General features: G+C 70.6%; 10 protein-coding genes, 1 tRNA gene and 1 pseudogene. 5 read left to right on the plus strand and 7 right to left on the minus strand.

Annotated elements, in window-relative coordinates; translation table 11 throughout:
* Positions 1–7: 7 nt before the first annotated feature.
* The 4 genes from ON36_RS17170 to pgsA form a co-directional block, all read right to left on the minus strand.
* Positions 8–838, minus strand: a complete 831-nt coding sequence (locus tag ON36_RS17170) for a PspA/IM30 family protein (protein ID WP_043654233.1) — start codon at positions 836–838, stop codon at positions 8–10.
* 187 nt (positions 839–1,025) lie between these two features.
* Positions 1,026–1,424, minus strand: coding sequence for a helix-turn-helix domain-containing protein (locus tag ON36_RS17175; RefSeq protein ID WP_043654236.1), 399 nt, complete (start codon positions 1,422–1,424; stop codon positions 1,026–1,028).
* A gap of 93 nt (positions 1,425–1,517) precedes the next feature.
* A complete protein-coding gene (locus ON36_RS17180) occupies positions 1,518–2,024 on the minus strand; it encodes a CinA family protein (RefSeq protein WP_043654256.1) in 507 nt (168 codons plus the stop codon).
* Positions 2,021–2,662 (minus strand): CDP-diacylglycerol--glycerol-3-phosphate 3-phosphatidyltransferase, encoded by a 642-nt coding sequence (gene pgsA, locus ON36_RS17185; RefSeq protein ID WP_043654240.1) that lies wholly within the window; start codon positions 2,660–2,662, stop codon positions 2,021–2,023. The genes ON36_RS17180 and pgsA overlap by 4 nt, the downstream gene beginning before the upstream one ends.
* Before the next feature lie 215 nt (positions 2,663–2,877).
* Here pgsA and ON36_RS17190 point away from each other — a divergent pair, with 215 nt between their 5' ends.
* Both ON36_RS17190 and ON36_RS17195 read left to right on the plus strand, forming a co-directional pair.
* A complete protein-coding gene (locus ON36_RS17190) occupies positions 2,878–3,444 on the plus strand; it encodes an amino-acid N-acetyltransferase (RefSeq protein WP_083885196.1) in 567 nt (188 codons plus the stop codon).
* 35 nt (positions 3,445–3,479) lie between these two features.
* Positions 3,480–3,773 carry a YciI family protein gene (locus ON36_RS17195; protein ID WP_043654242.1) on the plus strand — a complete coding sequence of 98 codons (294 nt, stop codon included), beginning with the start codon at positions 3,480–3,482 and terminating at the stop codon, positions 3,771–3,773.
* Here the strand turns inward: ON36_RS17195 and ON36_RS17200 are convergent.
* Positions 3,770–4,768: a TerC family protein gene (locus tag ON36_RS17200; RefSeq protein ID WP_043654244.1), complete on the minus strand. Its 999-nt coding sequence runs from the start codon at positions 4,766–4,768 to the stop codon at positions 3,770–3,772. The genes ON36_RS17195 and ON36_RS17200 overlap by 4 nt on opposite strands.
* A 417-nt stretch (positions 4,769–5,185) precedes the next feature.
* Here ON36_RS17200 and ON36_RS34790 point away from each other — a divergent pair.
* Positions 5,186–5,258, plus strand: a tRNA-Pro gene (locus tag ON36_RS34790).
* 83 nt (positions 5,259–5,341) lie between these two features.
* Here the strand turns inward: ON36_RS34790 and ON36_RS17205 are convergent.
* Positions 5,342–7,891 (minus strand): FtsK/SpoIIIE family DNA translocase, encoded by a 2,550-nt coding sequence (locus ON36_RS17205; RefSeq protein ID WP_043654247.1) that lies wholly within the window; start codon positions 7,889–7,891, stop codon positions 5,342–5,344.
* 279 nt (positions 7,892–8,170) lie between these two features.
* On the opposite strand from ON36_RS17205, the gene ON36_RS17210 reads away from it, so the two are divergent.
* Together ON36_RS17210 and ON36_RS17215 are read left to right on the plus strand one after the other, a co-directional pair.
* Positions 8,171–8,569 carry a DUF4189 domain-containing protein gene (locus ON36_RS17210; protein WP_043654250.1) on the plus strand — a complete coding sequence of 133 codons (399 nt, stop codon included), beginning with the start codon at positions 8,171–8,173 and terminating at the stop codon, positions 8,567–8,569.
* 61 nt (positions 8,570–8,630) lie between these two features.
* Positions 8,631–9,185 (plus strand): WKL family lipoprotein, encoded by a 555-nt coding sequence (locus ON36_RS17215; protein ID WP_043654253.1) that lies wholly within the window; start codon positions 8,631–8,633, stop codon positions 9,183–9,185.
* Between the two features lie 66 nt (positions 9,186–9,251).
* On the opposite strand, the pseudogene ON36_RS17220 reads toward ON36_RS17215, so the two are convergent.
* Positions 9,252–10,967 (minus strand): annotated as a pseudogene (locus ON36_RS17220) (ribonuclease J); the annotation flags it as partial.

Genomic DNA, 10,967 nt, shown 5'->3' on the forward strand with positions numbered 1-10,967 from the left:
GGTCGGGCTACTGCTGGGTGGCCTGGCCCTTGTTGATCTGCGGGGAGGGCGCGGGCGCGGCCTGCTGGCCCGGGTTGATCGCCTGCGCGCCCGCGTTGCCGGTGGGCAGCGCGTCGCCGCGCATGGAGGCGCGGATCTGCTCGAGCCTGCTGTGGCCCGCCATCTGGATGCTGGCCTGCTGGACCTCCATCATGCGGCCCTGCACCGAGTTCTGCGCGAGTTCGGCGGCGCCCAGCGCGTTGGCGTAGCGGCGCTCGATCTTCTCCCGCACGGCGTCCAGGCTCGGGGTGGAGCCCGGCGCGGACAGGGTGGAGTCCATCTGCTGCAGCGAGGCCGAGACCTGCTCCTGCATCTTGGCCTGCTCGAGCTGGGACAGCAGCTTGGTGCGCTCGGCGACCTTCTGCTGCAGCAGCATGGCGTTCTGCTCCACGGCCTTCTTGGCCTGCGCGGCCGCCTGCAGCGACTGGTCGTGCAGGACCTTGAGGTCCTCGACGGCCTGCTCGGCGGTGACCAGCTGGGCGGCGAACGCCTCGGCGGCGTTGGTGTACTGAATCGCCTTCTCGGTGTCGCCCGCGTTGGCGGCCTGATCGGCCAGGGTGACCGCCTGGCGCGCGTTGGCGTTGAGCTTCTCCACCTCGTCGAGCTGGCGGTTGAGCTTCATCTCCAGCTGACGCTGGTTGCCGATCACCGACGCCGCCTGCTGCGAGAGCGCCTGGTGCTGGCGCTGCGCCTCTTCGATCGCCTGCTGGATCTGCACCTTCGGATCCGCATGCTCCTCGATCTTGGAGTCGAAGAGGGCCATCATGTACTTCCAGGCCTTCACGAACGGATTAGCCATCGATTGATCCCGCCTCCATCTGCTGCGTCGCTCGTGCGACTGGTGGTGCGCGACCGTCACGCACCAGATATGTGCTTATCCTTCACCATGCGGCACCGGGGAAGGTGGCTACCGCCCGCTCGACGCCTCGAAGAGAATCTATCCGTTCTCGGTGCCCCCGTGCAGGGTGTCCCCGCACCGGTTCGCGTCATCCCTTCACGAGTACCAGCATGTCGGCCCGGGGCGCGGGAATGACGATGCGGGTGTCGAGCGCCGAGGCGGTGACCCCGTCGGCAGGCGCGGCGGGCTCCGGCGCCGGTTCGGTGGACCGGGTGGCCGGTCCGGTCAGGGCGGGCTCGCGCGGCGCGGAGCCGTCCGCGCCCGCCATCAGGGTGCTCACATCCCACAGGACCCGGGACAGCGGCACGTCGAGGGCCTCGCAGATGGCGGCCAGCAGTTCGCTGGAGGCCTCCTTGCGCCCGCGCTCGACCTCCGACAGGTATCCGAGGCTCACCCGCGCCGAGGTGGAGACCTCGCGCAGCGTCCGGTTCTGGGCGAGACGCGCACGCCGCAGACTGTCCCCGATTGCCTCCCGCAGCAGCGTCATCTCGTTCTCCTCACCTCGCGTGTCGCCGCCCGCAGGCGACGACCACCTTCTTCCGGCACAACGTCGAGCAGCCGCCGATGGTTCCCGCCGGTCTCACGCCAGGGTGGCGGGGACCGCCGGGACACAGCGCAACAGCTCCCGCACCGCGCTGTGCACCGCACCGATCCTGATCGTCCACCGGTCGCCGGGGAGTTTCAACCGCACGACTTCGGTGTGATCTCCTCCGGCCAGTCCGAGGTATACCGTGCCGACCGGATGCCCGTCCTGGGAATCGGGCCCGGCGACCCCGGTCAGCCCGATTCCCCAGTCCGCCTCGCAGCGCACCCGCGCCCCCACGGCGAGCTGTTCGGCGGTGGTCGCCGCGACCGGCCCCTCGGTCCGCAGCACCTCGGCCGAGACCCCGGCCAGGCTCGCCTTGAGGTCGGTGGCGTAGACGATCAGCCCGCCGCGCAGCACCGCGCTGGCGCCCGGCACCCCGGCCACGGTCGCCGCCAGCAGGCCCGCGGTCAGCGACTCGGCGGTGGCCACCGTCTGCCCGGCGGCGGTGAGCGCGGCGACCAGCTCGGCGACGGGCGCCTCGGTGGTCAGCGGATCGGTCACGACCGCGCCCGGGGTCCGGCGAACCACAGCCGCGCGGCCTGGCCGACGTAGTCCAGGCCGGTGATCACCGTCAGGGCGACCGCCGCGTACATCAGGATCATGCCCGCGGTGAGGAACGCCCCGGACAGCGGCAGCACCAGCAGCGCGACGGCCACCGACTGCACCAGAGTCTTGAGCTTGCCGCCGCGCCCGGCCGGGATGACCCCGCGCCGGACCACGACCAGGCGCAGCAGCGTGATCCCGATCTCGCGGCCGCAGATGACCAGGGTGATCCACCAGGGCAGATCCCCCAAAATCGACAGCCCGATCAGCGCCGCACCGATCAGCGCCTTGTCGGCGATGGGGTCGGCGAGCTTGCCGAAGTCGGTGACCAGGCCGTATTTGCGGGCCAGTTGCCCATCGAACCGGTCGGTGACCGCGGCGAGGCCGAACAGGCCCGCCGCCACGATCCGCCAGCCCGTGTCGTGCCCGCCGCCGGCGAACAGCGCGAGCACGAACAGCGGGACGAGCACGATGCGCGCGATGGTCAGCACGTTGGCGATGTTCAGCAGCGGGACCGGGTTCTCGGCCTGCTCGGGACCGGCGTGCGGTAGCGCCCCGCTCCACCCGCGATCGATCTCCTCGGGTTGCACACTCATGCCCTGCCCTCTCGGGCACCGGGCGCGCCGCGGCGGGCGGACCCGGCTGCGCGGACGCCACGGCACCGGTTACCGCCTGCGCTGCACGGTGTTTGCTCGCGCGCAGCGGGCCGACCGATCCGGTCATCGATACCGACGTGATGCGGTGAGCGGAACGACAGGATGTGCGGCACATGTTCAGACTATCGGTTCGGCGGCCGACTACTGTGCACCCCATGACCTCTCGGGGACCACGCGGTGGTTCGACCAGCGACGCGCATCACTCCGCGCCCTCCGCGGCGCCCGCTCCCGCCGTGCGGGTGCGACGCGCGCGCACCTCCGACGTCCCCGAGATCAAGCGCCTCGTCGACGTCTACGCCGGGCGCATCCTGCTGGAGAAGAACCTGGTCACGCTGTACGAATCGGTGCAGGAGTTCTGGGTGGCCGAGCTCGACGGGCGTGTCGTCGGCTGCGGCGCGCTGCACGTGCTGTGGGCCGATCTGGGCGAGGTGCGCACCGTCGCGGTCGACCCGTCGGTGAAGGGGCACGGGGTCGGCAGCCTGGTGGTGAGCCGCCTGGTCGCCGTGGCCCGCGAGCTCGAGCTGCGCCGCCTGTTCGTGCTGACCTTCGAGACCGACTTCTTCGGCAGGCACGGTTTCACCGAGATCGAGGGCACGCCCGTCACCGCCGAGGTCTACGCGGAGATGTGCCGGTCCTACGACACCGGCGTCGCCGAATTCCTCGACCTGAGCTACGTCAAGCCCAACACCCTGGGCAACACCCGCATGCTGCTGAACCTCTAGTCCCGTCCGCACCCTCACCGGCAGAAAGCAGAACCGTGGCAACCTTCGCCGTCCACTACACCTACACCGAGGCCACCGCGGCCGCCCGGCTGGCCAACCGGCCCGAGCATCGGGCCTGGCTGGAGAACCTGGTCGCCGAGGGCGTGGTGCTCACCAGCGGCCCCTACCCCGACGGCACGGGCGCGCTGCTGATCTTCAAGTACGACGACGAGGCCGGCCTGCTCGACCTCCTCCCGGAGGACCCGTTCAGCAAGCTCGGCCTCGTCGAGGCGGTGCGCGTGGTGGAGTGGCAGCCCGTGATGGGCGCCCTCGTCGAGCACACCGCCTAGGAGACGCCCCGGCCCGCCTGCTTCGCGCCGTTGCGGGTGCGCAGCAGGCTGGCCACGGTGGCCACCACCAGGATGCCGATGATCACCGACAGCGACAGGCCCGTGGAGATCTCCGGGACGCTCACGTGTTCGCCGCCGTTGATGAACGGCAGGGTGTTCTCGTGCAGGGCGTGCAGCACGAGCTTCACGCCGATGAAGGCCAGGATCGCGGCCAGGCCGTAGGACAGGTAGACCAGCCGGTCGAGCAGGCCGCCGATGAGGAAGAACAGCTGCCGCAGACCCATCAGCGCGAAGGCGTTGGCGGTGAACACGATGTAGGGCTGTTCGGTGAGGCCGTAGATGGCCGGGATCGAGTCGAGCGCGAAGAGCAGGTCCGCGAACCCGATGGCCAGCAGGGCGAGCAGCAGCGGGGTCACCACGCGTTTGCCGTCGATCTTCGCGACGAGCTTGTCGCCGTGGTACTCGTCGGTGGTCGGCAGGATCCGCTTGGCCAGCGCCACGATGCGGCTGTCGCGCTGTTCCTCGTGCTCGACCTCGTGCCCGCTCTCCCGCAGCAGGTTGACCGCGGTGTAGACCAGGAACGCGCCGAACAGGTAGAACACCCAGCTGAACACGCTGATGGCCGCGGCGCCGACGGCGATGAAGACACCGCGCATGACCAGCGCCAGCACGATGCCGATCAGCAGCACCTTCTGCTGGTAGATGCGCGGCACGGCGAACGTGCTCATGATGATCAGGAAGATGAACAGGTTGTCCACCGAGAGGGCCTTCTCGGTGACGAAGCCCGCGTAGTACTCCCCGCCGTAGGTCCCGCCCCATTTCCAGGCGACGAACCCGCCGAAGGCCAGGGCGAGGCCGATGTAGACCGCCGACCAGAAGGCCGATTCGCGGAAGGTGGGCTCGTGCGGGGTGCGCACGTGGGCGAAGAAGTCGAAGACGAACAAGCCGAGGATCACCAGTCCGGTGATCACCCATTCCAGTGCGGTCACCTGCATGCGTCGGTCCGTTCGATGAGGTCCATGGGTCCATCATGCCCGATTTGTCCGTGATGCCCGAATTAGCCGGGTTGCTGCGCGATCGCCGCACCCGTGCCGCCATGATTCCACATCCGGCGCACCGGCCTCGGCCGCCGCACGCAACCGCAGGCCCCGGCGAAAATTCGTTTCCCCGCCCCCGGCCCGCTTGCTACCTTCGTCACATCACCCACCCGGCACCCGGAAGGAGCGAGACCGTGAGCGAATTCACCATCGGAGCGATGCGCTACGACCACGCCGGCCTACGCTCCGGTGCCGTGCACCCGGGCTCGCCCGTCGACCCCGTCCGGCGCGCGCAGCGCTGACCGTCCGGCACCACCCGACCCGCTCCGCGCCACCGCGGGCCCGACCCCGGCCCCGGTCGCGGCGCGCACCCCTTCCCCCGTAGCCCATCGGCAGAGGCACCGGTACCGGGTACCGCCACGTGCGAGTTCGACTCTCGCCGGGGGAACGGCCGCATCCGCGGCCCGGGTCACTCCTCGTCCGTCGCCGCGCATCGGTGCGCGCGCACGGCCAGAGCAAACCCGGCCGGGATCACTCGGCTTCCGCGGGGGCGTCCCCACCGCGGATGGACCACAACAGCCCTTCGAGTTCGTCCGGCTTCACCAGCACGTCACGCGCCTTGGAACCCTCGCTCGGCCCGACGACCCCCCGGGTCTCCATCAGGTCCATCAGACGGCCCGCCTTGGCGAAGCCGACCCGCAGCTTGCGCTGCAGCATCGACGTCGAACCGAACTGGGAGGTCACCACCAGCTCGACCGCCTGCAGCAACACGTCCATGTCGTCGCCGATGTCGGGGTCGACGTCCTTGGCCTCGCCCGCCTTCGCCGCCGTGACGCCGTCGGTGTAGTCGGGCTCGGCCTGGTTCTTGGCGAAGTCGACGACCGCGTGGATCTCCTCGTCGGAGATGAACGCGCCCTGCAGGCGGGTCGGCTTGCCCGCGCCCATGGGCAGGAACAGGCCGTCGCCCATACCGATCAGCTTCTCCGCGCCGGGCTGGTCCAGGATGACGCGCGAGTCGGTGAGCGAGGACGTGGCGAAGGCGAGGCGCGAGGGCACGTTGGTCTTGATCAGGCCGGTCACCACGTCCACCGAGGGACGCTGGGTGGCCAGCACCAGGTGGATGCCCGCCGCGCGCGCCTTCTGGGTGATGCGCACGATCGCATCCTCGACGTCGCGGGGCGCGGTCATCATCAGGTCGGCCAGCTCGTCGACGATGGCCAGGATGTAGGGGTAGGGCCGGTAGACCCGTTCGCTGCCCAGCGGCGCGGTGATCTGCCCCGACCGCACCTTCTTGTTGAAGTCGTCGATGTGGCGGACCTTGTTGGCCTGCATGTCCTGGTACCGCTGTTCCATCTCCTCGACCAGCCACGCCAGCGCGGCCGCGGCCTTCTTGGGCTGGGTGATGATGGGCGTGATCAGGTGCGGAATGCCCTCGTACGGGGTGAGTTCCACCATCTTGGGGTCGATCAGGATCATCCTGACCTCCTCCGGGGTGGCGCGGTGCAGCAGCGAGACCAGCATCGAGTTGACGAAGCTCGACTTACCCGAGCCGGTGGAGCCCGCGACCAGCAGGTGCGGCATCTTGGCCAGGTTCGCCGAGACGAACTCGCCCTCGATGTTCTTGCCGAGGCCGATCACCAGCGGATGGTGATCGTTGCGGGTGGACGGGGCCTTGAGCACGTCGGCGAGGCGGACCAGCTCGCGGTCGGAATTGGGCACCTCGATGCCGACGGCGGACTTGCCGGGGATCGGCGCCAGCAGCCGCACGTTCTCGGTCGCCACCGCGTAGGCCAGATTGCGGTGCAGGGCGGTGATCTTCTCGACCTTCACGCCCGGCCCGAGCTCGACCTCGTACCGGGTGACGGTCGGGCCGCGCACGAAACCGGTGACGGCGGCGTCGATCTTGAACTGCACCAGCACCTCGGTGATCGCCTCGATCATCGATTCGTTGGCGGCCGAGCGCTTCTTGGGCGGGTCGCCGTCGAGCAGCAGCGTCAGCGGGGGCAGGGTGTAGTCGCCGTCGGGCACCCGGTCGGTCACGAACTCCGGTTCCGGCGGGGGCGGCGGCGTCTGGTCGACGACCTTGGCGGGCGCCTTCTTGCGCGCGGGCCGCGGCGCGGGCTCCGGAACCTCGGGGGTGATCGGCTTGGCGTCCCGCAGCGGGGGCTCGCCCAGGGCCTCGGTGACCGCGTCCGAGCCGCCGAACTCGTCGGGCGGGTAGTTGTCGGCGGGGTTGCGGCCGCGGCGCCGGGAGGTGGTGCGGTGCAGCGGGAAACCGTCGTCGTCGTAGTTGTCCGGATCGAATCCGTCGGCGCCGTGCCCGCTGTCGCCGCCGAGCCCGAAGTACTCGCGCAGCCGTTCGGGCACCTCGCGCACGGTGGTCCCGGTCAGCAGCAGGACGCCGAAGACCATGGCCAGCAACAGGACCGGCACCGCGAGCCAGGGCGTGAGGCCCGCGCCGAGCGGCCCGCCGATCACGTAGCCGACCACGCCGGCGGCCTCGGCCCGGCCCGCGGCGTCGCCGGGCGACCCGGCGGCCAGGTGCCAGATCCCCAGTGCGGGCAGCACGACGAGCGCGCCGCCGAGCACGAGCCGGGGCCGGATCTCCGGATGCGGCTCGGTCCGCATGAGCACCACCGCGATGCCGGTGAACAGCAGCGGCGCCAGCGCGGCGGCCGAGCCGGCGACGGCGCGGAACACGTCTTCGAGGAAGCGGCCGACCGGCCCGCCCGCGGACAGCCAGACCGAGGCCGCGATGACCACGCTCAGCGCGATGAGCGCCAGCGCGGCGCCGTCGCGGCGGTGGCCGTGCTCGATCTCCCCGGCCCGGCTCAGCGTGCGGGTGGTGGCCCCGACGCCGCGCGCGAGCATGGTCCAGCCCGACCCGATCCCCCGGGTGACCACGGTCAGCGGCGCGGTGTTCGCCGAGGCCCGTGGCGCCGCCCGGCGGACGGGAGCGGTGCGCCCGCGCGCCGCCGACGCCCGCGCGGTGGCCGGACGGGATCGTGCCGGTGTCGTCTTCCCCCCGGCCGATCCCGCCCGCGCACGAGAGTTCGCGGTACTGCGGGACTTACCTGCCATGTGCCCAGGCTAGCCGCTCGGGCCCCGTGTGGACCATCCGCAACACTGGTCGCCGCCCGTCGCGCCCGCCACATCCGTACAGATGCCCAGGTGGGGGCACCCGCCGCCCAGGACCGGCGATCGGGCCGCCGGACCGCGTTTCGCGACGCGGGCTTATGAATTCCTTACCGAACGTTTGTGAGCGGCTCCGGCGCGCTGGCGCACCGTGGGGCCCGATCTGTAGGTTGACTCACGGTCCATCGGGTCGTGGACCCGTTGAAATGAAGGGGAACCACCGCAGTGAAGAGACTTCTCACCAGTGCCGCCGTGCTGATCGCCACCGTCGGCTCCTTGCTGGCCGTGTTCGGCACCGCGCCGGCGATGGCACAGTCGCGCAGCTACTACGGCGCCATCGCGGTGTCGATCGACACCGGTCACTACAGCTTCACCTACAACTACTCGAGCTACTCCGAGGCCGAGTCGGCGGCGGTGTCGAGTTGCCTGCGCAACGGGGGCGGATCGGACTGCGACGCGAAGCTGTCCTGGCGCAACGGCTGTGGCGCGCTGGCGATCTCGAAGGGCTGGTGGAGCTACGGGTCGGGCGCGACCATCACGGCCGCCAAGAACAAGGCGCTGTCGAACAACCCGGGCTCGGCGCGGATCGAGCACTGGAACTGCACCTCCGGCTACTCGCTGTAAGTCCGACATCTTTTCCCGCCGGGACACGCGCCCGGCGGGGCACTCTTGCTAGGGGAGATCCGTGAAGAACCGTTCGCTCAAGACCGCGGCCGCGATCGTGCTGGCCGTCACCGCGCTGGGGCTGAGCGCCTGCAGCTCGTCCGACGACTCGGCCTCGGGCCCGTCGACCTCGGCCGCCGCCGGCGGCGGGGCCTTCGAGAACGGCAAGGGCACCGACGGCAAGGAGGAGGGCGCCGCGCCCGCCACCACCACGCCGCCGAACCTGCCCAAGCCGACCGCCGACGCCCTCAACGCCCGCATCAACAAGGCGCTCTCGGGCCAGCTCACCGACCAGGAGAAGCTGACCTACATCGAGGACGCCGACCGCGACCCGCAGCTGGTCGACAAGTTCGTCGAGGCGGCCAAGAAGAACAACGTCAAGGTCACCATCGTCAAGGTGGACGACCCGAACGCGGGCAAGCTCAAGGCGGGCGCCGACGTCACCATCGACGGCAAGCCGGTCAACAACGCCTCGGTCGAGTTCGTCGCCGTGGACAAGGACTGGCTGGTCTCGCACGACTTCGCGTGCAACATCGTCAAGGCCGCGAAGCTGGACTCCGCGGCCTGCCAGGCCTGATCGGCCCCCACACCGACGAAAACCGCCGGAGGACCAGGTCCTCCGGCGGTTTCGCTGTGTCCGGCGTCAGACGCCCATGACCGTCGGGACGATCATCGGGCGGCGGCGGTAGGTGTCGGCGACCCAGCGGCCGACCACCCGGCGCACGCCCTGTGCGATGCGGTGGGTGTCGGTGACGCCCTCGCCCGCCAGGCGCAGCAGCTCGGTCTCCACCAGTTCCGCGGCGCCGTCGAGCGCGGCCGGATCGTCGGAGAACCCGCGTCCGTTGAGTTCCGGTGTGCTGACGGCCTTTCCGGTGGTGGCGTCCACCACGACGGTGATGGCGATGAAGCCGCCCTCCCCGAGCACCAGCCGGTCGGACAGGGTCGACTCGCCCACGTCGCCGACGGACAGGCCGTCGACGTAGACGTGACCGACCGGCACCCGGCCCACGATGGAGGCGATGCCGTCGACCAGGTCGACCACCACGCCGTCCTCGGCCAGCACGACCCGCTCCTCGGGCACGCCGGTGGCGACCGCGAGGGCGGCGTTGGCGCGCAGGTGGCGCCATTCGCCGTGGACCGGCATGGCGTTGGTCGGCCGGACCGCGTTGTACAGGTAGAGCAGCTCGCCCGCCGAGGCGTGACCGGAGACGTGCACCTTGGCGTTCTGCTGGGTGATGACGGTGGCGCCGAGCCGGGCCAGGCCGTTGACCACGGCGAACACCGAGTTCTCGTTGCCCGGGATCAGCGAGGACGCCAGCACGACCAGGTCGTCGGCGCGGATGTTGATCTGGCGGTGCTCGCCGCGCGCCATGCGCGACAGGGCCGAGAGCGGCTCGCCCTGGGAGCCGGTGGAGATGAGCACCAGGCGGTCGCCGGGCAGCGAGGCGGCCTGGTCGAGGTCGACGACCAGACCGTCCGGCACGCTGAGGTAGCCCAGATCCTGGGCGATCTGCATGTTGCGCACCATCGAGCGGCCGACGAAGCAGACCCGGCGGTTGTACTTCTGGGCCACGTCGACGACCTGCTGGATGCGGTGCACGTGGCTGGCGAACGAGGCCACGATGACGCGGTTGCGCGCCTTGCCGATGACGTTGTCCAGCACGCCGCCGATCTCGCGCTCGGGGGTGACGAAGCCGGGGACCTCGGCGTTGGTGGAATCGACCAGGAACAGGTCGACGCCCTCGTCGCCGAGGCGGGAGAACCCGGCCAGGTCGGTCAGGCGGCCGTCCAGCGGCAGCTGGTCGAGCTTGATGTCGCCGGTGTGCAGCGCCACGCCCGCGGGCGTGCGGATGGCGACGGCGATGGCGTCGGGGATCGAGTGGTTGACCGCGAAGTACTCGCACTCGAACGGGCCGTGCACGGTGGTCTCGCCCTCGGCGACCTCGTGCAGCTTGGGCTGGAGCCGGTGCTCGCGGCACTTGGCGGCGACGAGCGCGAGGGTGAACCGGGCGCCGATGACCGGGATGTCGGAGCGCATGCGCAGCAGGAACGGCACCGCGCCGATGTGGTCCTCGTGACCGTGGGTGAGCACGATGGCCACCACGTCCGCCATCCGGTCCTCGATGGGCCGGAAGTCGGGCAGGATCAGGTCGACGCCGGGCTGCTGGTCCTCGGGGAAGAGCACGCCGCAGTCGACGATGAGCAGCTTGCCGCCGAACTCGAAGACCGTCATGTTGCGGCCGATCTCGCCGATACCGCCGAGCGCGAACACGCGCAGGCCGTTCTTCGGCGCGGCGGCGGGGTGCCGAGGCGATCCTGCGCGGCGGGCTCGCGCGGCTCGGCGGGCGCCTGGTCGCGG

The organism is Nocardia thailandica NBRC 100428 (assembly GCF_000308795.1).
GTDB classification, from domain to species: Bacteria; Actinomycetota; Actinomycetes; order Mycobacteriales; family Mycobacteriaceae; genus Nocardia; species Nocardia thailandica.